Consider the following 23,200-nt stretch of genomic DNA (forward strand, 5'->3'; position numbering starts at 1 on the left):
TTCATTTCCCTGTTTTTCATAATTTGTCCACGTCAACCTCATTACCATCCTGATCATAGGCTCGCACATCCATTGCAAGACCCTGGAGTTCTTTTATGAGCACTTTGAAACTCTCCGGTAATCCAGGTTCCGGGATTACATTTCCTTTCAAAATGGCTTTATATACTTCGTTCCTGCCCTTGATATCATCCGACTTTATAGTTAGCATTTCATTTAGCGTATGGGCAGCTCCATGCGCTTCCAGAGCCCATACTTCCATTTCCCCAAACCTCTGGCCACCAAAATGCGCTTTTCCACCGAGAGGCTGTTGGTGAATCAGTGAGTATGGCCCTGTTGAACGGGCATGAATTTTGTCCTTCGCTATATGAACAAGCTTCAGCATGTACATTACCCCTACAACAATGGGGAAATCAAAAGGCTCACCGGTTCTTCCGTCCCTTAGAATGACTTTGCCGTTCTTTTCTTTCTCGGAATCACCGGCATCGAGGTTCTTTTCTTTTCGGACTTTGTAAAGAGCATCCATTATTTCGTTCTCTTTCGCTCCGTCAAAGATTGGGGTAGCAAAATATCTGTTGGTAAGCTTACCCAGCCAGCCAAGGTGTGTTTCCAGAACCTGTCCCACATTCATACGTGAAGGGACACCCAGAGGAGAGAGCACAATCTGAATGGGTGTGCCGTCAGGCAGGAAAGGCATGTCTTCTTTGGGAATGATGTTTGAAACAACACCTTTGTTTCCGTGACGTCCGGCGAGCTTATCACCTACATCTAATGGTTTCCTGCAAGCCACGTATACTTTGACGAGTTTGTTTATTCCAGAACCAAGCTCTGAGATATCCTCCTTTTCGAAGACCTTGACGTCAATGACTCTGCCTTCCACGCCGTGCGGAACTTTTAGCGATGTGTCCTTGACATCTCTACCTCTGTCTCCAAAAACGGATCTGATAATCTTTTCCTCAGGAGTTGTATCGGATTCGCCTTTTGGAGTGACTTTTCCAACCAGAATATCACCAGAACTTACGTAAGCTCCGACTCTTACAATTCCATTTTCATCGAGATTTCTGAGCAATTCTTTTGAAACATTTGGAATATCCGCGGTGATTTCTTCCGGACCCAGCTGCGTATCGCGCGCAACGGTTTCGTACATTTCGATGTGTAAAGTTGTGAAGGTTTCTTCTTCGAGTAATTCCTGATTCACCAGTATGGCGTCTTCGAAGTTGTAGCCTTCCCATGGCATGAAGGCGACAAGCGCATTCTTACCCAATGCAAGTTCTCCCATGTCTGTTGAAGGACCATCAGCTATGGGGGTATCTTTTTCAACGATTTCGCCCTCAGAGACTATGGGCCTCTGATTTATAGTTGTATCCTGGTTAGTTCTGATGAATTTATGGAGTAAATACTCGTCATATACCGGATTTCCATCAGAACCCATAATCGGTTCCCCGTCATCGGTAAGGCGCATAATCACAATCTTTTTTGCATCTATTTTTTTCACAATACCTTTATGCTTTGCCAGAACCACATATCCAGAATCCCTGGCAGCGACAGCTTCAACACCCGTGCCGACAATGGGGGCCTCAGGTTTTATAACTGGAACGGCCTGTCTCTGCATGTTTGACCCCATCAAAGCTCTGTTAGCGTCATCGTGTTCCAAAAAGGGAATGAGAGAAGTAGAAACACTGACTATCTGTTTTGGTGAGATAGAAATGAGGTCCACTTCATCTCTCTTGACAAATTTCACTTCCCCGGCATGCCTTACTTCCACCGTCTCTTCTTTGATGTGATTTTCATCATCAACTTCAATTGTGGATTGCGCAATTTTATAATTCTCTTCTTCATCCGCACCGAGGAAAATTATCTCATCAGTAAGCTTTCCCTTCTTCACTTTCCTGTACGGAGTAAGCAGGAAGCCGTATTTATCGAGAGTGGCGTATGTAGAAAGTGAAGTCATCAGCCCAATGTTTGCACCTTCTGGTGTTTCAATGGGACACATTCTTCCATAATGTGAATGGTGGACGTCCCTGACTTCAAATCTCGCGTGTTCCCTTTTGAGCCCACCAGGTCCAATTGCCGATAATCTTCTCTTATGAGTTAACTCAGCTAATGGATTAACTTGATCCATAAACTGTGACAATTGGCTTGTAGCAAAAAACTGGTGGAGCGTTGTCATTAGCGTTCGCACGTTTACAAGGCTCTGTACAGTGAGCTTTTCAAGTGAGTTGTATAAGGTAAGCCTTTCTTCAAGCAGCTTATGTATTTTCATGAACGCCTTTTCAAACTCTGTTTGCATGAGTTCGCCAACGGTTCTAACTCTCTTATTTCCAAGATGGTCTTTTGTGTCTAGCATTTCCGGATGCAGCTGGACTTCCGTCAAATGCCTAGCAGCAAGGACGATATCCATCGGGACAATCGCAAGTGATTCTTCGTTGTATTCGAGGTCTTCAGGAACGTCTTCCCGTCCTTCTACTTCTATAAGGTAGTCTCTGTAAATCCTCTTCAGCCTTTGATTTAGTTTATAGCGCCCCACATCTGAGAAATCGAATCTTTCGGGTTCGAAATACAGCCCGTGCAGGTAATTTTTTGCGGCGTTTATCCTGGGAATTTCACCGGGTCGGAGTTTTCTGAATATTGCAAGGTATGCCTCGTCCTGGCTGAGCCCTTCACCATAGGTCTTGTTAAGAGCTTCGAGGGTTTTCATTGCAACGGGCATGGGAAGCTTCACTTTTTTGACTTCCGATTCAAGAATTTCTTTAACCAGGGCTTCTGTCAACACTGCGCCTTTCTCAGCTATAACGCTTCCCTTGTAAGAAACTTCTTCAAGCAATCTACTGCCTACGTGTTCATATAATGCCACGTCGTCGTTCGCATCAACTTCATGGACGAAAAGCTTCAGGATTTCAAGATCATCAACATATCCCATTGCTTTAAAGAGCAGGAAGAGGTTCATTTTCCTTCTTCTGTCAATTCGAACCTGAAGAATGTTTTTGTTCGGGTTCAGCAATATTTCCAGCCAGGCACCTTTTACAGGCAAAAAATGTGCCACAAAAATTGGAAGGCCGCCTCCGGAGGATTTTGTCGGTTCATCGACGAAGTAAACCCCGGGTGACCTTACAAGTTGATTTACAATAACTCTCTCTGCCCCGTTGATAACGAAGGAGGCATTGTCAGTCATATAAGGAAGATAACCAAAAAATGCTTCCTCTTCTTTGATTTCTCCACTGGCAAGGTCAGCTATTCTGACTGTAACATACAGGGGGACAGAATACGTGAGTCCCTTATCCTTGCATTCCTGGACGCTATGTTTTGGTTTTCCAACTCTTGAAGACACAAAATCAAGTGTAAATCCCTTTTCACCTTTTCGAAGATCGCCACGTTGAATTTGAGATTTGATAGGGGAATATTTTTTTAGAACTGAAAGAAGTCCTTCATCGATAAACCATTGGAAAGATCGCGTTTGAATTTCAATCAGGTTTGGAATCTCAAGGGGCTCGATAACTTTCCCAAAGACCCAGCGCTCACGCTTTGCGAAACTTGCCTTTCTCATTCAATCACCTCTCGTCAACTTGAGCACACCAAACCCACACCAGAGAGTTCCCTGATGTGGGTATTTTAAATTATAAACTGTTTTTGTAAATCAGAAGTTACCTGATTACTTCAACTCAACTTCAGCGCCGGCTTCTTCAAGCTGTTTCTTAATGTTTTCGGCTTCTTCCTTCGGAGCGGCTTCTTTGACTACCGCTTCAGGTGTACCCGCTTTTTCAACAAGTTCCTTGGCTTCTTTGAGGCCGAGACCTGTTATCTGTCTTACAACCTTAATAACTCCGACTTTCTTTTCACCAAAGGATTTAAGGACAACGTCAAATTCAGTCTTCTCTTCTTCCTGAGCGGCAGGTCCGGCAGCGGCACCCGGAACAGCAGCAACAGCCACAGGAGCAGAAGCACTAACACCAAATTCTTCTTCGAGAGCCTTCACGAGTTCTGCGAGTTCAGCAACGGTCATTTCTTTAATAGCCTGAATGAGTTCCTCTTTTGTCATTTTACCACACCTCCGTTTATTCTGATTTTTTGTCTTTAATTGCGTTAAGGGCATAAAGGAATTTCGTTAGCACGCCGTTAAGCGCATAAGCAAGTCCACTGATAGGTGCTGCGATACCGCCAACAACCATAGCGATGAGCTGTTCCTTTGAAGGAAGCTGAGCAATATCATCGACTTTGCTCTGATCAAAGTACTTCCCTTCAAGGTAAAATCCTCTGAGAGCGGGAAGTTTGTTCTTGCTGGCCTTTGTGAAGTCGTAAATTATCTTTACGGCTTCAACAGGGTCATCTTCATTCACCATAAGTACAGCAGTTGTTTCATGGATGTCATCAGCCCACTCTTCTTCGTTATACCCGGCCTTTCGCAATGCAAGGCGTAAAAGGGTATTTTTGACTATCTGATATTTTGCCTTTGCCTCGTATCTCTCAAAGAGTTTGCCACGGAGTTCAGATATCTGAGCAACGCTTAAGCCTTTGTAGTCAGTAAAAAGTATCAACGATGATTTAGCGAGCTTATCGGCAAGTTCCTGGACAAACTTTTCTTTTTGCGCTCTTGTGAACATCCGCCGGGTGCACCTCCTTTCAAAAAAAGCGGCCATGAGGCCGCAGAGATTTATATCATCTTTACCTTCTGCGTACCTCGGCAGGCGGCATGAGCCTTTACTAAACCTGCTGTCTTCGGTACATATTTATTTTTATTTCCGTTAACTGTCAGTCAAGCAATTTGTTGTGATCCAATTTTATTCCAGGGCTCATTGTTGTAGCAACTGCTACTTTGACTATAAATCTACCTTTGGCAGCTGAAGGTTTCATCTTAGAAATCTGCTCCAGAGCCGATGTGATATTTTCTTTTAACGCATTAGGTTCAAAGGATTTTTTGCCTACGGGAAGATGAAGATTTCCTGTTTTGTCATTCTTTATCTCAACCCTTCCCGCTTTGAAAGCCTTTACTGCCTCGTCCACATCATTGGTTACCGTGCCAGCTTTTGGGGATGGCATTAGACCGCGAGGTCCAAGAATTCTTCCCAATCTTCCGATTTCCCTCATCATATCAGGCGTAGCGATTGCAACATCGAAATCTGTCCAGCCGCCCTGAATCTGCTGTATAAGCTCGTCGGAACCCACATAATCAGCGCCGGCGTTCTTAGCTTCTTCGGCCTTTTCGCCTCTTGCAAAGACAAGAACTTTAACGTCTTTACCAGTGCCATTGGGTAAGCTTATCGTTCCCCTAACCTGCTGGTCGGACTTTGAAGGCTCTATTCCTGTCTTGATGTGGAGTTCAATGGATTCATCAAATTTCGTGGATGGGAATTTTTTCAAAAGCTCCAGAGCTTCATCCAGAAGATAGGCTCTGTCTCTATCCACAAGTTTCCTCGCTTCGAGATATCTTTTTGATCTTTTTGGCATTCAAACCCCTCCTCAGTCGACAACCTCAACGCCCATATTTCTTGCTGTTCCCTCAATAATCTTCATAGCGGCTTCGAGGGTAAGGGCATTGAGATCAGGCATCTTGAGTTTAGCTATTTCTTCGACTTGTGCTCTGGTGATTTTCCCAACTTTCACTTTGTTTGGTACTCCAGAGCCTTTCTGGATACCTGCTGCCTTCTTGATGAGAAAACTCGCAGGTGGGGTTTTGAGAATGAAGGAAAAGGATCTGTCTCCGTAAACAGTTATGACAACTGGAAAAACCATACCTGGTTTATCAGCGGTAGCAGCATTGAACTGTTTACAGAAACCCATGATGTTCACTCCGTGCTGACCAAGTGCTGGTCCTACCGGTGGAGCAGGTGTTGCTTTGCCCGCTTCAAGCTGCAACTTAATTTGAGCAAGTATCTTTTTTGCCATACTTCTACCTCCTTGTGGTAAGCGGGGCTCTGGTTTAGCCCCTCCCACTGGTTTGCTACACTATTTTTTCTATTTCAGACAATTTGAGAACAACAGGTGTTTCTCTCCCAAAGATGCTTACAACAACTTTTACTTCCTGTCTTTCGGGGTTAATTTCGGTTATTTTGCCAGTAAAGTCTTCAAAAGGACCTGTGTTTATTCTCACGATTTCATTGAGCTCAAAGTTCACTTCAACTTTTATCTTTGAAGGTTTCTCTTCATATTCTTCTAATCCGACAAGTTTCAACAGCGCGTGGATCTCCTTGCGCTTCAGCTCTATGGGTTGCCCTCCGACAGAAACAAAATTGACGACATTTGGTGTGTTCTTCACTATATTCCAGGTTTCATCGTTCATGATCATCTCTATAAATATGTATCCGGGATAAAGTCTGGTTTTGGTTATTTTGTACATTTTAAGTTCTTTGCGGCCTGGAAATTCTGATATGTCTACCCTTCCATCGATTTTGGATACAATGGTTCTTTTTTCTGATATCAATTCGCCACGTTTAATGCGGGCGCCTTTGCGGATAACTTTCGGGTCATATGTTTTCGGATATACCATATAAACATCTTCATCGCCATTGTCTCTTTCAACAACTATCCTCTTCATCTTCTCAGTAAAGACTATTCTTCCATCCAGCTCGCAAAAATTCTCGCCATGCTTTGTCAAGGGCATGCCCTGCCTTATTCTTGCTCCAGGCCTGATACCAGTTTCAACCTTTGCACTCTCGGGAACGTAGTAGGTTTTAGTGAATTTCCTGTCAATGGTCTCAATGAAAATAATCCGATAGTTCTTGATCTCTTTTATTATTCCATCGTTTTTTGCATGGATTTCAGGGTCTTCGATTATCGGGTCGCCTTTCTTCACATCCTGATTGGGTTTAACAAGGATCTGCGCGTTGTTGAGAACTATATGCCTTTCAGCAGGCGAAGAACCCCTGTCAAGTTTTATGTCTTCAGGGACTAAAATTTTCCCAAAAAGATGATGAACTCCAAAGGAATTTATCTTCGCTTCGAGAGCTTCTTTAATGGAGTTCTCAAGTCCAGAATAAGTCTGGATTATATACCATTTTTTACGCACTACCTATCACCACTGATATCACATGCCACCGGTAAGGGCGATGAGGGCATTACGAATAACATTGGTGAATAGGATATCCAGCAATCCCAGGAAAGCACCACTGACAATAAGGACAAATATTACAGCTGTTGTGGTGGAAAGAAGCTGCTTCCTATTCGGCCAACTGACTTTTTTTACTTCGTATCTAACTTCAGAGAGGAACTTCCAAAATTTAGCCTGTGCCATTTAATCTCCTCCCAACAATTGCAGATAAATCTACTTGGATTCTTTGTGAAGCGTGTGCTTCCTACACTTCGGACAATATTTGTTGGTGTCAAGCTTGTACTTTTTCTGCCTGTTCTTGAAACGATAATAATTCCTTGTTCCGCACTCGGAACATTTAAGAGTAACGAGTATCTTGTTTCCCTTTGTTTTCTTTGCCATCATGTCACCTCATCACTCAACAAAATTAATGGTGGTAAGGGGTGGGTTCGAACCACCGTAGGCGTTCCGCCAGCGGATTTACAGTCCGCCCCCTTTGACCACTCGGGCACCTTACCACCGATACTCGTGTGGAGCCAACGAAGGGACTCGAACCCCCAACCTGCTGATTACAAGTCAGCCGCTCTACCAGTTGAGCTACGTTGGCCCGACAGTCGATAATTATTATAACCGCAACTTCTATGACTGTCAAGGCTTCTAAATCCAGAAAAAAATTAATTAAGGAAATCTTCAACTCTTTGAAAGCAATCTAAGTATTACCCTTTTTATCAATTGAAGCGCAACTGTGTCTTTATCAGCCTTTTCAATGTATTCCGAACTTCCATCTCTGAAAAAAACTGAGACTTCATTTTCCTCTGAACCAAAGGCTATATCCCTTCGGGATATATCGTTACAAACAATCGCATCTAATGATTTCTTCACAAGCTTCTCTCTGGCTCTGTTTTCCAGATCTCTATCTTCAGCACAGAAACCTATTACTATCTGACCTTCTTTTCTCTCCAGGGTTGCGAGAATGTCTCTTGTGCGCTCAAGAATCAATGTGAGTTTACCTGCACCTTTCTTTATCTTTGATTCCGAAGGCTCTGCGGGTCTGTAATCGGCAACAGCGGCTGCCATTATGATAACTCTGGAATCTTTTGAGTGGGTATCGACAGCTTTCGCCATTTCAGCTGCAGATTGAACTTTCACCGCTCTCACACCGGAAGGAATTTTCAATGTTGTGGGACCCGAAATCAGTATGACTTCAGCCCCCATGAGCCTTAACATCCTCGCGAGGGCGTATCCCATTTTCCCGGAAGAACGATTGGTAATATACCTGACATTGTCGATCTTCTCCCTTGTGGGACCTGCGGTGACCATTACTTTTACTCCCGCAAGAGGTTTTTCAAAGAGCAGGTAAGCTATTTCCTCCATTATGGCGCTGTTCTCAGGATATCTCCCTTTACCCAATTCGCCACAGGCAAGGTGCCCTGACTCTGGTGTAATCACGTGCCAGCCCATTGACTTCAAGCTTGCTATATTTTCAAGGGTAACGGGATTTTCGTACATCCTCGTATTCATTGTGGGCACAAGCATTTTAGGCCTGTCGGGATATGCGAGTGCAGTTGCCAGGAGAAGGTTATCGGCAATACCCACATTCAATTTCGCTATGGTGTTGGCGGTTGCCGGAGCAATAACAAAAAGCTCTGCCCAGCGGGATAGGTCGGTATGGGGTATAAAGCCTTCCTGAACCTGAAAGAGCTCGGAATATACCGGACAATTACCGACAGCAGAAAAAACCGAACCCGAAACCATCTTTTCGGCTTCGGGCGTCAGTACAACTTTCAATTCCGCTCCGGACTTTCTTAGCATGCTTAACAGGTCGACAGCTTTATAAATAGCAATCCCGCTTGAAACTCCAAGGAGTATCTTTCTACCCTGAAGTGATAAGCTCATCATTTCACCTTTGGCGTAAGAATTTTCAGCATTTCTTCATTTCTTATCCTTATTTTTCCGTCTTCCAGTTCCTTCATAGCGATATTTATCTTATCCCCTGCTTTTTTAACGATCTCAGGATCAAGCTTTGGACGGCCAAAATCTTCCAGCTCTTCAGCGCGTCTTGCTACCGCAACAGGTACCGCATATTTATGCTTTACCCGTTTCATGATCTTTTCATAGTTCACAAGCATCTTATCACACTCCCTTCGGCATTTCTTCCAGTCCCATGTGGTCCTTTATTCTATCAAGTCTTAACTGCTCAGCTATTATCACTGCTTCAAGTTGTTTTACCGACTCCTTTAAATTTCTGTTAACAACCAGATACTGAAAATCCACGATGTGGGAAAATTCCCAGCGGGCATCCTCCAGCCTTCTTTTAAGATCTCTCTCGGTTTCGGTTCCACGCGAAAGCAATCGCTTTTTTAATTCTTCAAAGGAAGGCGGGCAAATAAAAATGGTTGCCACCTCCGGCATCTCTCTCATCACAGAAAGAGCGCCTTGAACATCTATATCGAGAATTAAATTAACGCCTTTCTTGATTCTCTCTAAAACAAAAGCTTTTGATGTGCCGTAAAGATACCCGTGTACTTCTGCCCATTCAAGGAATGCATTTGCATTGATCAGTTTTTTGAACTGCTCTTCTGAAATAAAAAAATAGTCTTTGCCATTTTCCTCGTTGGGCCTTTTCGGCCTTGTCGTATATGAAATGGAAAACTCCAAATTTGGAATTCTGCCAAGCACTTCCTTCAGGATGGTGGTTTTTCCAGCTCCTGAAGGTCCGCTCACAACAAAAACAGTTCCTCTCATTCTGCCAGATTTCTCCCTGCATCACGTATTTCTTTTAATTTTTCTTCTATATCCGAAAATGCCTGCATAAACCTGGAAGCGATTGTTTCAGGCTGAATAGCGCTCAGGATGATGTGGTTACTATCGGTTATTACTATGGCCCTTGTCTTACGACCATATGTTGCATCGATAAGCTTTCCCTCCTCTTTTGCAACTTCTTTCAGCCTCTTTAATGGTGCGGATTCAGGGTTAACAATTGCGATAACACGATCCCCGATGATTACATTACCAAAACCCACATTAATAAGACCATACACAGAAGACACCTCCTACTCGATGTTTTGAACCTGTTCCCTTATTTTGTTAACAAGCGTTCTACCTTCTATCGAAAGGGAAGTTATTTCGGTTTTTTTGGATTTTGCGGCTATGGTGGAGAATTCCCTGTGCATCTCCTGACAGAGAAAATCAAGCTGAACACCGCACTCATTTTCATTTTCAATCAATTTCTTGAAAGCTGATATATGGGATTCCAACCTGACGATTTCTTCTGAAATGTCTGCTCTTTCGGCTAATATAGCCACTTCTTGCTCAAGCCTGTTCTTGTCTACATCTATTTCCAGCACTTCTGAAATTCTTTTTCTCAATAATTCTCTGTAATATTCCAGTAAGTCTTTGGTTTTAGAATGGAGCTCTTTCGCAATGTCTTCAAGGCGTTCAAGGTAAGAAAATAGTGCCTTTTCGAGATTTTTCCCTTCGCGTTCTCGATCATCGTTGAGTAACGCTATCGCCTTATCAAGGGCGATCTTCAAGCATTCCCAAATTTTCTCATTCACGGAAGGCGAGATCCTATATTTCAGTACGTCTTTCATTTTGCTCAGTGTGTCAAGAGAAATTCTGTCGGGAATCCGAAATTTATCCGCTAACTCATTCAGCGCGTTATAGTAAGCGGAAGCAACGCCTAAATCAGGTTTAATAATGTCTCCTACACTCTGGCTGAAGTAGATCTCTACATATGCCCTTACCGTTCCCCTGCGCAACCTTTCTCGCAAATATCGCGAGGCTTTCACTTCGATTTCTGTAAACCCCCCGCTGATATTTACTTCCAAATTCAAATGCTTGGCATTTACGCTTTTAAGTTCCACTGAACAGGCGACAAACTCACATTCCGCTTCAGATCTGGCGAACCCTGTCATACTGCGAATCATCATAACACCCCATGTCTGATTATAATCAACTACAGTCAATTATACCCGATTAAGCTTAAAATTTCAAAAGCATTGTTATTTCACGCAATGTTTTAATGAAATCTTCAACTTCAGTTTCAGTAGTAAATCTTGACATACTTATTCTTACGGCCGATTCACCCACGTGCTCCTTTACTTTCATGGCTTTTAGAACATACTGTCCGCTATCGCCTCGAGATGAACAGGCCGATGAAGTTCCAATGCAAATACCCTTTGATGCCAGGGCATTAACAAGAGTTTCTCCCTTTATTCCGGGTATTGAGATATTAAGCGTATTGGGAATGGAATGCTCAAGGGGCGTATTCACCACTCCGTCGAGGTCATATACAGCTTTAACGATATGGTCTCTTAGAGATGCTAATTTTTCAACGGTTTTGTTGTTGAGTTCTTTGATAGCATTTTCCATCGCCACCGCTGTCCCGACTATTCCCGGCACATTTTGTGTGGAGGAGCGCATTCCCCGTTCCTGACCCCCACCTGTAAGCAGTGGCCTTAATGAGGTACCGCGTTTTACGTACAGTATGCCCACGCCTTTGGGGCCATGAAATTTGTGTGCACTAAAAGAGGCAAAGGTGCAAAAGTCTTCAAAGGTAAAGGGTAGCTTTCCTATCGTTTGGACGGCATCAATATGATAGAAAATGTCTTTCCCTTGAAGGTATCTCCCGATTTCTTTATAGGGCTGGATAGCACCTGTTACATTGTTAACTGCCATAAGCGATACAAGGTAAGTGTCCTCGTTCACATGTTTCAAAAACTCTTTAGCTGAAACAACCCCGTGCCTGTCAGGTTCTACCAGGATCACTTCAATGCCCTCAGAGTTCTGCAGGTCTTTCAACGTATTCAAAACCGCTTTATGCTCGATTGCGCTGGTTATGACCCTCTTTCTCTTTCCCCTGAAAGAAGTGGCGGATCTCAATGCCCAGTTTATAGACTCGGTTGCGCTGCTGGTAAAATATATCTCGCGCGGGTCCGCTTTCAGCAAATCGGCGATTTTTTCCCTGCTTTCCTCCATCGCTTTATGTGCTTCAAGCCCCATGGGATGTATAGAGTTTGGATTTCCATAAATTTCGTAAAAACATTCCATCATGGCTTTGCCGGCTTCTTTGTCGAGAATCGTCGTGGCGTTGTTGTCAAGATAAATCATCGCTATTCTCCCCCTTAATCGTGCTCAAAAACTCTTCTTCGCTCATAATTTTTATGCCTTTCTTCTTTGCTTTTTCGAGCTTTGAACCGGGATTTTCACCGACTATCACGAGGTCTGTTCTGGCGGAAACATTTGAGCTTACCTCACCACCTAAAGCGATTATCAAATCGTGGATTTCTTTTCGCGTGTAATTCTTCAAGGTGCCTGTTACGACTATCTTTTTGCCTTCAAGTATGCCTTCTCTCTTTTTCAGTGGTTCTTTTGTATTAACGAATTTTTTCAGTTCATCGAGCTCTTTTAACACCTCTTCGTTATGGAAAAAATTGTATATATTTTCCGCCAGCTCATTTCCAACTCCCTGGACTTCAAGTAAATCCTCAATTTTTGCCTTTTCAAGGCTCTCAAGGGTTTCAAAATGCTTCGCAAGGTCAAGTGCCAGCTTTTTCCCGACACCGGGAATTCCCAAACCTACAAGGAGCTTGCTAAGAGGTTTATCCTTGCTGTTATCGATTTCTCTCAAGAGATTAGCAATGATCTTGTCACCGATTCCGGTTCCCAATTGAGCGAGTTCAAAAGGTGTTAGTTTATATAAATCGGAGAAATTACCAACCAGCCCGGTAGAAATAAGCCTTTTGACCAGTTTTCCACCCAGCCCCCTGATGTCCATTGCATCGCGCGACACAAACAGCATAATGCGTCTTTCCAGCTTTGCAGGGCACGCTGGATTTAAACAACGAAGAGCCACTTCGCCTTCTTTACCCTTGCCTACGGGCCCCTGACATACAGGACAGCGTTCAGGAGGCTCAATAAGCTTTTCATTACCTGTACGGACCTCCGAAAGTGGTTTTACAATTTGAGGAATTATTTCTCCCGCCTTTTCCAATATCACCAGATCCCCAATTCGAATATCTTTCTCCAAGATGTAATCGAAATTATGAAGCGTCGCTCGTCGAACAACGGTTCCGGAGAGTTCAACGGGGTCCAGCTCTGCGACAGGAGTTATAACTCCTGTTCTTCCCACTTGAAAGCTGACCTGAGTCAACTTCGTCCTGGCCTGTTCCGCGGGAAATTTGAAAGCAATAGCCCATCTCGGGCTCTTGGCTGTATATCCCAGTTCCTCCTGCTGGTGGATGGAATTGACCTTGATAACCGTTCCATCCACCGCATAATCCAGCACATGCTTTTCCTTCTGCCAATATTCCCAATAATCGATGACCATTTCAGTCTTTTCTACAAGCTTTGCATGGGGTTCCGTTTTCAGCCCGATCTCCCTTATGAAAGCCAGGACATCCCATTGGGTTTCAAGCTTGTATCTGCGCGGATCCACAATCTGATAGAAAAAGGCATCGAGATTTCTTTTGGCGACTTCCTGGGGGTCTAATTGCCGTAACGTTCCAGCAGCTGCATTACGCGGGTTGGCAAAGAGTGGAAGCCCTTCTTCTGATCTTTCGTCATTGAGGTTTTTGAATTCGCTTTTGGGGAGAAACACTTCCCCACGAATTTCAATATCAAGAGGCCTCCTCAATTTCAGGGGAATGGATTTTATGGTTCTGACGTTTGCGGTGACATCTTCCCCCACCGCACCATCTCCACGCGTGGCTGCAAGAACCAGCGTTCCAGACTCATAGCGTAGCGTAATGGACAAACCATCTATTTTCAGTTCGCAGATGTATTTTATATCATCAGTTCCCAAGAGTCTCTTTACCCGATTATGAAACTCAAGAACTTCCTCTTCAGAATACGTGTTGTCAAGGCTGTAAAGCCTTGCAGAGTGGCGAACTTCCTTGAAGCCCTCCGCTGGCTTTTCGCCAACCCTTTGTGTGGGAGAATCAGGTGTTATTAATTCCGGGTATTTTTTTTCAAGCGCGGAAAGCTCTTTGAGCATATTATCGTATTCCCGATCGGTGATTATCGGGTCGTTCAATACGTAGTACCTGTAAGAATGATAATTAAGCTCTTCCCGAAGTTTTTTTGCCCTTTCAATGACTTCTGGAGGTATTTTCCCATCCATATCAATCTCTCCTTAAAACAAGAACGGTAGCTATGGCATATTCGCCATCATGTGATATGCTCACCAGAATTTCCTCTGCTTTCACGAGTTCTTTAGTTTGTCGGTCGGGAACTGGTGAACCATCTTCCAGCATCAAAAATTGCATTTTTTTTAACTCCAGCTCTCTTCTTTTAGTTGCTTTTATCAGCGCTTCTTTTGCAGCGAATCTTCCCGCTGCAAATTCCTTTCGGCGCTTTTCGCTACCAAAAGAATTGTAAATCTTAATTTCATCATCACCAAGAATACGATTTATAATCCGTTCGTTCAACCGGGAGATTTTTACAATATCAGTACCCAATTCAAAAACCATGTCACACCTCTATGACAGTAACACCATGTCCACCCTCTTTTGGAGTGCCAATTCTAAAATGCTTTACGAGCTTGCTTCGCCTAAGGTATTTCCATACAGCTTCAGCGAGCTTGCCCGTTCCTTTTCCATGGATTATGTATCCTTTGCTCCTTTTTGCCCTGATTAGCGAATCAAGAAAATCATCGAGTACAAAGGGAACGTCGTCAGTGGTCATTCCTCTAATATCGAGTTCATCGCTGGAACTGTCAATTCCCGAAATCACTGAATAGCTCTCCTCTTTCTCACCATTTTGATGTGATTTAGTTTTTTCCAGCTTCGCAAGTGGTACTTCAAGGGTCATTATCCCCGCCTTCAAAAAGGCTTTCCCATCTTTTACGGAGATTACCTCGGCTATTACACCGGTATCAAGTATTTTCACGTTATCCCCCGCTTCAATTTGGGCGTTGCCTGAAACACTTTGCAAAGGTATGTTGTTCAGCATCTTTTTTGCTTCATAAAGTTCCTTAACCGCTTTTACTTTGTCTTCCTCCTTTTCAGAACGCCCAAGGCTTATCGATTTCTCTAATTTCTTGATGGTTTCGTTCAACTTCTCTTCCAGTTCTTTCAATTCATCATCGAGTTCACCGAGCCTCTTTTCTTTAAGCTTTTCAAAGCGCTCGTCGTATTTCTCTTTGAGCTCTTCAAGCCTTTTTTTCTCTTCAATAAGTTCCCTTTTGATTATTTCCATTTTTGAGCGTTCTTTATGGAGTTCACTGATCAACGTTTCGAAGTTTGCCGATTCATTTGACATGTATTCTCTGGCTTTATTCAAAACATCTTTCGGAAGCCCCAGGCGGTTTGAAATTTCCAGTGCATTGGAACTACCTGGAATGCCCATTATAAGGTGATAAGTCGGTTTGAGTGTGTCAACATCGAATTCCACGCTGGCATTCATGACGTCTGGCCTGTTCAACGCATATATTTTAAGTGGACTTAAATGTGTACTTATAACGCTCTTTGCTCTTTTACCCAGCAGCGTATCTATAATAGCCATAGACAAAGCTGCTCCTTCCACGGGGTCTGTTCCAGCACCGAGTTCATCCAGCAAAACCAACGAATCTTTATCGCAGTTGTTCAACACTTCAATTATCCTTGAGATGTGTGAAGAAAAGGTGCTCAGGCTCTGCTCTATCGATTGCTCATCGCCGATGTCAACAAAAACATTCTTGAATTCCGGAATCTTTGAAGATTCGCTCGCAAGAACAGGAAGCCCGCACATGGTCATCAAAACACAAAGCCCTATAGTTTTTAGTGCAACAGTTTTTCCACCGGTATTTGGTCCGGTTATCACAACAGCACCTGTTTCCTCAGGCAATGTAAAATCTATGGGCACAACTTTGTCATCATCGATCAAAGGATGACGCGCCTTCAAGAGCACCATGCTTTTGCCATCATGAGGGAAAACAAAGCTTCCCTGATGCTTCTTTGCGTACGTTGCGGATGCGTTGTTAATATCAAGCTCAGAGATTATATGCAAATCCTCTTCAAGGCGATCCGTAATCCTGAGAAATTTCGTGGTCAATTCACGAAGTATTCTCCTGACTTCCTCTTCCTCGGAAGATTTCAAGACACGAAGCCGATTATTCAAAGGGATGAGTTCTTTCGGTTCAAAATAAACGGTAGCACCGCTCCCGGAACTCCCATGGATTATCCCGTCGTAAAGAGCCTTCCTGCTCGCTATAAGGGGAAGGACATAACGGCCTTCTCTGGTAAGAGCTATGGAATCTGTTAGCTCAGTGCGATAATTAGAAACTATCAACTCAAGCTTCGACCGCAATGTTCTGTTCAATTGCTTCAATTCATTTCTTATTTCTTTTAACAACGGGCTGGCTTTGTCAACGACTTCTCCTTCTTCGTTTATCGCATGATTTATGGCATTTATCAATGTTTTTTCGCAATTGAGGGAGCTCAATAACGACCACAACTCCGGTATATCTTCAGAATACTGTTCAAAAAACTGCTTTAACCGGCAGATTGCATTTAAGGTTTTTGCTATCCTGGAGAGTTGCTCTCCACTTAAAATTGCCCCGCTGCGTGCTTGCTGCATTTCGCTTTTCAGGTTCAACACTCCATACAGCGGTGGCTCTCCATATCTCAGGATAAGCCTGTATAGTTCAGAAGAGCGCTTTAACCTCAGGCGATAATCCTCTTTAAAAGGTTCCAGGTTTATGAGCGCTTCTTTGCCATAATCGGAAAAACAGTGCTTTGAAATATTTTTTAGCACTTTATCAAGTTCGATGATACTTTTTAGTTCACTCATTTGTTTTAAAGACATCTTTTATACTTACCTTTCTTATAATTATCGGCATCAACTTTCTCCTACTCCTCCTGTCATAAAGAGCAAGCCCGGCATAGAAAAGAGACATGAAACCAAAAGCGGTCAATACTGAAAGGAGTTCCGAGAAGTTCAATCCTATCATAAAGAGCAGCGTTGCGATAAACACTGCAAGAGGTATTCCGTAAAGAAGAAATGCAAGTTTGGATACGGAAAAGTTTGGAACCTCTATTTCCACGTAATCTCCCGGTGCAATGTTTACGTTATTTTTCAGCGCTCTTATTTCAATTTTCCTGGCAACTGTTCCTGTTGTGGAGCACGAATCCTTAAGGGCACAACTTCCACAAGCCTCGGTTCTATTTTTGCTCAACAGCACATAATCTTTCCTGATCTCTTTTACCAGCGCCAGCTCTTTCATTCAACCACTCCTGTGAAAGTGTAATTCACACCAAAGTTAAAGCTCCAAAATCCCATCAGTTCTCCCGTTGAAAAGGTTTTTACTTCCATTTCAGTGCCCAAAAATACGTCTGCATTGTTGAACCTGATATAAATCTTCGGCCCTACTGACAATGTCCAGGCCCACTTTGAAAAAGCCAGCCATACAAATCCTGTACGGCTTGAAGACCTAAAACCAATAGAGGATATCAATTCCGTATCAAAAACAGTACCGTAGAAAACCTTTATTGCAACGGGAAAGCCTTCAAGAAATTCGGGGTCCGAAGAAGACTCGATAATACCAATACCAATACCTGCCTCTGTCGATATTTTCTTCCCCCGTGAACCATCGTATATAATAGAAAGTCCATCATATTTCAATGTAATAGACTGGTCATTGGGTATAGAATGAAAATGGAAGCCCTCAAAGCCTATGGAGTTTTGACCATAAACCAAAAGGGCAAATAATAGAGTCAAAAAGACAGGGAGCTTCTTCATTATTCCACCTCCTGCAAAATTATATCATCAATATATCGGGGGTGTTTTCTTGAAAATCCTGGTTGTTGAAGACAATGAAGGGTTAAGGCAACTTCTTGAACTCGAATTGCTCCATTATGGTTTTGATGCAATGTCTGCCAAGACAGGCGTAGAGGCATTGAAGCTTTTCAAAGAGCAAAAACCTGAAATAATCATTCTTGATATAATGCTCCCACAGCTGGACGGTTTTGAACTGCTATCCAGTTTCAGGGAAAGGGATGCTAATGTAGGTATCATAGTCCTCAGTGTCTTGAACACAAAAGAAAAAAGATTGAAGGCTTTTGAATTGGGAGCAGACGATTATATGACAAAGCCCTTTGATGTTGAAGAGCTCATTGCAAGAATAGAGGCGTTGGGCAGGAGAATTCGCTCCAATTTTACTTCTGAAGAAACGATTTTGACCGACCCGCTGCATATAAACACGTCGATGCGTGAACTGGAAGCAAAGGGTGAACAGGTCAGATTAACCAAACTTGAATTTGACATATTCATGCTTCTCTATAAAAATGCGGGCGAAGTTGTCAATAAAGAAAAACTGATTGAACACATCTGGGGAAGAGAAAAAAACATTTCAGAGAGTGTTATTCCTGTATACATTAAATACCTGAGAGAAAAACTCAGCTCTCTTGATATTGAAATTGATACAGTCAGGGGGATTGGTTATGTACTCAAAATCTAAAAATATCTTTTTTATAACGCTGGTAAGCATCCTCAGTTCTTTGATTGTGGTAATGATAGCCTATCTTTTTGTGAGGAATATAGTCATAGGAACCGCAAAAAAGAATGTCCTAATGATTTCAAAAGAAATAAGGTTAATCCGCGATAACAGGATTGATCCAAGAATTCTCAACAAAATTCCCGTGTCACTTTTTTGGCTGAAGGGAGGAACTTCTAGGGTTCTGCATGATGCGCTGGATATTGCGGAGCAGCTGGATTTGTCTCGGGTAAAAAACAACGAATTTATGCAAGTTGATTCTGAAATGATTTTCACATCAATAGTTGAAACACCTGAGGGAAAGCTCATCATAGCGCAGCCTGGAGAGAAAATAGCCATCATATTGCAGAAAACCTCACAGGCATTTTTTCTGGTATGGGTTGTCAGCACCGGAATCATGCTAATTTTCGTATTTATCTACTATCGCAGGACAACTGGAAGCTTCAGGGAACTCATAGAAAAGGCTGAAGAAATCTCCAGAAAGCTGGAAGGGTATCTGCCAGCAGAAGGCCTCGATAGAGATACTGCCAGATTCATTTCAGCTCTCAACAAAATGATAGAAAGGCTGCGTGCTAACCTGGAGGAAGAAAAGCGCTTTGCATCATATGCTGCTCATGAATTGAAGACTCCCCTTGCAAATATAATTGGTTACACCAACATGCTATTACGCTGGGGCCTTCAGAACGAAGAAGTTGCAAGGAAATCCCTTATCACGATCAGCAAAACCGCAGAGAAGTTGAACTCTCTCGTTACAAAACTCCTTATGTTGAGCTCATCAGGAACGGACGATAAACTCGAAAAGATAGACCTTTGCGATCTAATAAGCAGTATCATTGAGGAGTGTAGAGATATTTACCCCTCACGAAACATTCGTATAGATTGCGAAGAGAAATCCGTAATGAGGTTGCCAAAAGAACCTCTTGAAGCTGTATTCAAGATCTTCCTGGACAATGCTGTTAAACATTCTCCACCAAATGTTGATATAACGGTTATAGTAAAAAAAGATAGGCTTGGTGTTTCTAACCCAGGTCCAAAAATCGTGGAAGAGTATAAACAAAAAATCTTCGAACCCTTTTTCAGGCTAAATTTTGAAAGCGAAGGTCATGGGCTGGGGCTAACCATAGCCAAAAATATCGCCTTGAAGTATTCATGGCAACTTGAGGTGGAATCAGAGGAAGGCGTAAACATATTCTGGTTGATTTTCAGGTAAGCACTGCTGATAAATATCCAACTGTGTGTGAATAATCGCCAGAAGTTTCACCGCTTGTGGCATGTTTTTCTACCGAGACGTTTCCAAAAAGCATCATAACCGTCGAGATTGCCCCAAGCCCACAGGCTGATATTCTTTTCGCTGTGGCTTCTTCGTAGAGCCCCTTTGCATCAAGCTTTGTTATGTGTTCAATGAGGAAATTGTCCTTTTTCAAAGTGGTCTCATGATCCTCATAGTGGTTCAGGTCAGAGGATGCTATAATCAACGTCCCTGCTTCATTCATAAGGCCCCTAATGCTTTCAGCAAGTCTTTTTGATACTTCGTAACGCTGATCCATCATAGTAATGGTTACGATCTTGAAGTCATCACCGAAAAGGTATTGGAGGAAAGGCAGCTGAACTTCAAGGGAATGTTCGTACAGATGAGCGGAAGTGTCAAAGGAAAGGTACTCCATGGAGTTAACCAGGGCATTTGTGAATTCTTCGTCGATTTTCAACGTGCCCAGCGGTGTGCTCCACTCACCTGATGGCCATACCGAAAGGCGTTTCCCGTATCCTGAGTGGTTAGGACCGATAAGGATAACCCTTCTGGGCTTTCCCAGCTTTGCGATTTCATAATACCCTTTTGCGGCGACCGGGCCACTGTAAATATATCCAGCGTGAGGTGAAATGAGCCCCACATTGCTATCCAGTTCTCTCACAACAGATCCGGGGAGTTCCCCCGGACCTATTTTGTGGAGAAAACAAGCTTCTATTTGACTTTTCAACTCTTCAGGAAATCCCGCGTAAAATCTCCCGGAAAAAATTGCGCTTCTAAACATTACGGTTCCACCACCTTCGCGGTGATGATAATGACCATTTCGCGCTGTTCTTTCGATTTCTTCTCCGAAGTGAAGAGTTTGCCGATGAAAGGAAGATCACCCAGGAACGGCAATTTTGTTACGTTTACTGTCTCCTTTTCCGTTATCAAACCGCCTATGCTGAGGCTGTTTCCATCTGAAATCATGAGCTTTGTCTGGGCCTCGCGGGTTTTTTCTCCGTAATAATCTCCATACTGTTGTGGATCGCTCACTTTTATATACAAATCAAGCATGATCGTTCCATCACCGTTAATAGTTGGTGTTATGGTCATTTCAACACCTGTATTGAGATAATTCAATTCCTCGATAATGGTGCCATCTTCAAGAACCTTCTTCGTTGTGTAAGGAATGGTATCACCTATGTGTATACTCGCCTCTTCACCGCTTAAAGCAACTATTGAAGGATTTGAAACGATGTCAGAATCACTATCATCCTGACTGAGGCTGGCAGTTACAGTTGCAGAAGCTGTGGTTATAAGGTTTTCCAATAACTCCGGGAAGTCCACAATATCCATGACCTCAAAGCTCAGACCTATGGAATCTTTGTTGAATACGATTTGCGGTGAAGAAGAACCAAAGTTTAGAGATGCCTGCAACTGTTTGGTCAGGTTATCGTATAGAGATTTATCCATGATCTTCGTCTCTATCTTTACCTGCTTTTTCGGAGAAGAGAATGCTGATTCGAGTTTCTGCAAGATCTCCAGAACCCTTGATCTTTCGATCCCCTTGACAACAACAATTCCGTTGATAGGATCGGAATAAACCGTTCCACCATAGAATTCTATGAGGGATTTGAATTCTTCAACGTTATGATAAATTCTGTAAATCTGCTCCTCAGTGGCTGAAATGGTCAGGTTATCAGCATTGGCCTGCTTTACGGAAACTACGTAAAGGCTTCCAACAACGCTAACACTGTATCCTTTGTGTTCGAGTATTGAAAGGAAATCTTCCCAGTTAAGGTTTTTCGCCGAAATGGTAATAGTATCGTCGATGGCTTCGTCAACGAGAAGCGATATTCCGAGGTCTGCAGCAACTTTCTTCAAAACCGCTTTTAAGTCAGCCTTCTCAACATCAATATCAACGAGATTGTCATGGATTTTTATGCTTTCTTCCAGGGATTTTGTGTCTCTTACGCTGAGAATCCCTTCAACGAATTCTACTGCGTTATTCAGGGCTTCCTCATCGTATGATTTCAGGAGCAACATCCCGAGCTTTTCATATATGGATACATTAACCTGCGGGAAGGCTGCTTCGACAATTGATACGAGCTCCGTAGCATCAGGGCTTACTGCTTTGACGTATTTTATGTACTCTTTCTTGCTGGACTTTTCCATGATTTCTTTCAATTTTTCGACATCATCTTTGTTCCCAACAAGCAGCCAGCCATTTTCCAGCACCACGTACTTCACCCTTAAATTCATTGTTGAGATTACGTTTTGAAGCTGCTCTTCATCGGTTACACCCCCGCTGAGCTTTAAATAATAGCCCTGATCATTTGAAATTAGCGAAAGAAGCTCCCTGGCCCTTCCGATGGTCTCCATTGTGCCGATAGCAACAAGAGCGCCATCAATTTCAAATAGGCTTTCAATTTCAACTCCGGCTGTCAACAGATATTCTTTTACCTTTGATATATCCCAGCCATCGATCACAGGAAGCTTAGCAACGCTTTCTGTTGCCTCTGCGGTCGGCATCTTATTCAGATCGTCTATTATCTTCTGCGCTCTTTCGATTTCTGTTTCATTTCCAATGAGAAGCAAAGCATCGTCTAGTTCGAAGAGCTTGACATCGATCGCAAGTTCTGAAAATACGCCTTCGAGCTTTTCAGGGCTCAACGCAATTCTTTCAACTTTTCTGTACCTCTTTTCGCGTTCGCTGGTTAAGTATTCTATGAGTTCGCCAGCCATGGTTAACTCTTCTGCATTTCCCGAAAGGAGATAGCCATCAGCAATCTCAGTAACCGATATTTCGACTCCTCTCGCCGTCAGATACTCGTAAAGGTCATTTCCATCTATTCCGGTCAATTTTTTTACAAAAGTTACACTTTTACTCGAAGCTTTTTTCGCCTTGACGATATCAATAACAACCCGCTCAAAGAACGTTATTTCAGAATCTTTCCCGATGACCAGAGCGTTATCGCCAATCTTTTCAAATTTAAGATTCAATTCAAGGCTTTCCGCAGTTTTCATCATCTCGTCAAAGCTTATACTTTCAGGAATAGCCATTATCTTGTAGTTGAGCATGCTTGTCGTTACCGTTGCCGAAGAAGTGGCTTCTGACATTCTTATGTTTCTGATTAATCTCTCTGAATCAGCAAGGCTTGTGGCATCGCCGGTAAGGATTATGTATTGACCCACCTGCATTACGCGCGCAGGGATACTTAAAGCTTTCAGCACGCCTTCAAGTTCCTGCGGGTTAACCCCTTGGGGCACACTCATAACTGTGTATTCAATCTCTGCGCTCGTTGAGGGAGTTTATTATATTGGATGCTTCCCCAACCTGCTTTTGAGTTCCCACAAGAACGAGTGAATTCACAACTTCGATGGTTCTTACATCTATTCCTATAGATTTCAAGATTTCCTCAAGAGAATTTATCGTCAACTGTTCAGGCCGTTTTATGACTTTGTAGCTGTACTGCACGAG

The 23,200-nt window shown here is 43.0% G+C and carries 24 protein-coding genes, 2 tRNA genes and 1 other annotated feature; of the genes, 2 read left to right on the forward strand and 24 right to left on the reverse strand.

Annotated features, from left to right (window positions below; all coding sequences use genetic code 11):
- Positions 1 to 16: 16 nt before the first annotated feature.
- The 21 genes from rpoB to AT15_RS09225 form a co-directional block, all read right to left on the reverse strand.
- On the reverse strand, positions 17 to 3,541 hold the full coding sequence (gene rpoB / locus AT15_RS09125) for a DNA-directed RNA polymerase subunit beta (RefSeq protein ID WP_068348769.1): 3,525 nt from the start codon (positions 3,539 to 3,541) through the stop codon (positions 17 to 19).
- A gap of 105 nt (positions 3,542 to 3,646) precedes the next feature.
- Positions 3,647 to 4,033, reverse strand: coding sequence for a 50S ribosomal protein L7/L12 (rplL, locus tag AT15_RS09130; RefSeq protein WP_068348772.1), 387 nt, complete (start codon positions 4,031 to 4,033; stop codon positions 3,647 to 3,649).
- 16 nt (positions 4,034 to 4,049) lie between these two features.
- Complete coding sequence (gene rplJ / locus AT15_RS09135; RefSeq protein WP_068348775.1) at positions 4,050 to 4,595, reverse strand: 50S ribosomal protein L10; 546 nt, start codon at positions 4,593 to 4,595, stop codon at positions 4,050 to 4,052.
- A 13-nt stretch (positions 4,596 to 4,608) separates the two neighbouring features.
- Positions 4,609 to 4,732: a sequence feature (ribosomal protein L10 leader region), on the reverse strand.
- A gap of 11 nt (positions 4,733 to 4,743) precedes the next feature.
- Positions 4,744 to 5,439, reverse strand: a complete 696-nt coding sequence (rplA, locus tag AT15_RS09140; protein WP_068348777.1) for a 50S ribosomal protein L1 — start codon at positions 5,437 to 5,439, stop codon at positions 4,744 to 4,746.
- 12 nt (positions 5,440 to 5,451) lie between these two features.
- Entirely contained in the window at positions 5,452 to 5,877 is a 426-nt protein-coding gene (gene rplK / locus AT15_RS09145) for a 50S ribosomal protein L11 (protein ID WP_068348780.1), read from the reverse strand.
- A 55-nt stretch (positions 5,878 to 5,932) separates the two neighbouring features.
- A complete protein-coding gene (gene nusG / locus AT15_RS09150) occupies positions 5,933 to 6,997 on the reverse strand; it encodes a transcription termination/antitermination protein NusG (protein WP_068348783.1) in 1,065 nt (354 codons plus the stop codon).
- An 18-nt stretch (positions 6,998 to 7,015) separates the two neighbouring features.
- Complete coding sequence (gene secE / locus AT15_RS09155) at positions 7,016 to 7,222, reverse strand: preprotein translocase subunit SecE (RefSeq protein ID WP_068348786.1); 207 nt, start codon at positions 7,220 to 7,222, stop codon at positions 7,016 to 7,018.
- Between the two features lie 30 nt (positions 7,223 to 7,252).
- Positions 7,253 to 7,420 carry a 50S ribosomal protein L33 gene (rpmG, locus tag AT15_RS09160; protein WP_068348789.1) on the reverse strand — a complete coding sequence of 56 codons (168 nt, stop codon included), beginning with the start codon at positions 7,418 to 7,420 and terminating at the stop codon, positions 7,253 to 7,255.
- Between the two features lie 29 nt (positions 7,421 to 7,449).
- Positions 7,450 to 7,536, reverse strand: a tRNA-Tyr gene (locus AT15_RS09165).
- 13 nt (positions 7,537 to 7,549) lie between these two features.
- Positions 7,550 to 7,625, reverse strand: a tRNA-Thr gene (locus AT15_RS09170).
- A gap of 83 nt (positions 7,626 to 7,708) precedes the next feature.
- Complete coding sequence (coaBC, locus tag AT15_RS09175; protein WP_084251691.1) at positions 7,709 to 8,917, reverse strand: bifunctional phosphopantothenoylcysteine decarboxylase/phosphopantothenate--cysteine ligase CoaBC; 1,209 nt, start codon at positions 8,915 to 8,917, stop codon at positions 7,709 to 7,711.
- Positions 8,914 to 9,147, reverse strand: coding sequence for a DNA-directed RNA polymerase subunit omega (gene rpoZ / locus AT15_RS09180; protein ID WP_068348795.1), 234 nt, complete (start codon positions 9,145 to 9,147; stop codon positions 8,914 to 8,916). The genes coaBC and rpoZ overlap by 4 nt, the downstream gene beginning before the upstream one ends.
- Before the next feature lie 4 nt (positions 9,148 to 9,151).
- Positions 9,152 to 9,763, reverse strand: coding sequence for a guanylate kinase (gmk, locus tag AT15_RS09185; protein WP_068348798.1), 612 nt, complete (start codon positions 9,761 to 9,763; stop codon positions 9,152 to 9,154).
- Positions 9,760 to 10,059: a DUF370 domain-containing protein gene (locus tag AT15_RS09190; protein ID WP_068348800.1), complete on the reverse strand. Its 300-nt coding sequence runs from the start codon at positions 10,057 to 10,059 to the stop codon at positions 9,760 to 9,762. The genes gmk and AT15_RS09190 overlap by 4 nt, the downstream gene beginning before the upstream one ends.
- A 12-nt stretch (positions 10,060 to 10,071) precedes the next feature.
- Positions 10,072 to 10,947 carry a YicC/YloC family endoribonuclease gene (locus AT15_RS09195; RefSeq protein WP_068348803.1) on the reverse strand — a complete coding sequence of 292 codons (876 nt, stop codon included), beginning with the start codon at positions 10,945 to 10,947 and terminating at the stop codon, positions 10,072 to 10,074.
- A gap of 55 nt (positions 10,948 to 11,002) precedes the next feature.
- Positions 11,003 to 12,130, reverse strand: coding sequence for a cysteine desulfurase family protein (locus AT15_RS09200; RefSeq protein WP_068348806.1), 1,128 nt, complete (start codon positions 12,128 to 12,130; stop codon positions 11,003 to 11,005).
- Positions 12,117 to 14,141, reverse strand: a complete 2,025-nt coding sequence (gene ligA, locus AT15_RS09205; RefSeq protein WP_068348809.1) for an NAD-dependent DNA ligase LigA — start codon at positions 14,139 to 14,141, stop codon at positions 12,117 to 12,119. Before ligA ends, AT15_RS09200 begins: the two co-directional genes overlap by 14 nt.
- 1 nt (position 14,142) lies before the next feature.
- Positions 14,143 to 14,490, reverse strand: coding sequence for a holo-ACP synthase (acpS, locus tag AT15_RS09210; protein ID WP_068348812.1), 348 nt, complete (start codon positions 14,488 to 14,490; stop codon positions 14,143 to 14,145).
- 1 nt (position 14,491) lies between these two features.
- Complete coding sequence (locus AT15_RS09215; RefSeq protein ID WP_068348838.1) at positions 14,492 to 16,789, reverse strand: endonuclease MutS2; 2,298 nt, start codon at positions 16,787 to 16,789, stop codon at positions 14,492 to 14,494.
- Entirely contained in the window at positions 16,782 to 17,222 is a 441-nt protein-coding gene (locus AT15_RS09220) for a SoxR reducing system RseC family protein (protein ID WP_068348814.1), read from the reverse strand. The genes AT15_RS09215 and AT15_RS09220 overlap by 8 nt, the downstream gene beginning before the upstream one ends.
- Positions 17,219 to 17,737, reverse strand: a complete 519-nt coding sequence (locus AT15_RS09225; RefSeq protein WP_068348817.1) for a hypothetical protein — start codon at positions 17,735 to 17,737, stop codon at positions 17,219 to 17,221. Before AT15_RS09225 ends, AT15_RS09220 begins: the two co-directional genes overlap by 4 nt.
- Before the next feature lie 49 nt (positions 17,738 to 17,786).
- Between AT15_RS09225 and AT15_RS09230 the strand changes: the two genes are divergently transcribed.
- Together AT15_RS09230 and AT15_RS09235 are read left to right on the forward strand one after the other, a co-directional pair.
- Positions 17,787 to 18,455 carry a response regulator transcription factor gene (locus AT15_RS09230; protein WP_068348819.1) on the forward strand — a complete coding sequence of 223 codons (669 nt, stop codon included), beginning with the start codon at positions 17,787 to 17,789 and terminating at the stop codon, positions 18,453 to 18,455.
- Positions 18,439 to 19,701 (forward strand): sensor histidine kinase, encoded by a 1,263-nt coding sequence (locus tag AT15_RS09235; RefSeq protein ID WP_068348822.1) that lies wholly within the window; start codon positions 18,439 to 18,441, stop codon positions 19,699 to 19,701. The genes AT15_RS09230 and AT15_RS09235 overlap by 17 nt, the downstream gene beginning before the upstream one ends.
- On the opposite strand, the gene amrB is transcribed toward AT15_RS09235, so the two are convergent.
- The 3 genes from amrB to AT15_RS10305 all read right to left on the reverse strand — a co-directional run.
- Entirely contained in the window at positions 19,694 to 20,521 is an 828-nt protein-coding gene (amrB, locus tag AT15_RS09240; RefSeq protein WP_068348825.1) for an AmmeMemoRadiSam system protein B, read from the reverse strand. The genes AT15_RS09235 and amrB overlap by 8 nt on opposite strands.
- Positions 20,521 to 22,989 (reverse strand): type II secretion system protein GspD, encoded by a 2,469-nt coding sequence (locus AT15_RS09245; RefSeq protein ID WP_161484672.1) that lies wholly within the window; start codon positions 22,987 to 22,989, stop codon positions 20,521 to 20,523. Before AT15_RS09245 ends, amrB begins: the two co-directional genes overlap by 1 nt.
- Positions 22,990 to 23,005: 16 nt before the next feature.
- Positions 23,006 to 23,200: hypothetical protein (locus AT15_RS10305; protein WP_161484673.1), on the reverse strand; the 195-nt coding region annotated here is incomplete at its 5' end.

The sequence above is a fragment of the Kosmotoga arenicorallina S304 genome, assembly GCF_001636545.1.
GTDB lineage: Bacteria > Thermotogota > Thermotogae > Petrotogales > Kosmotogaceae > Kosmotoga_B > Kosmotoga_B arenicorallina.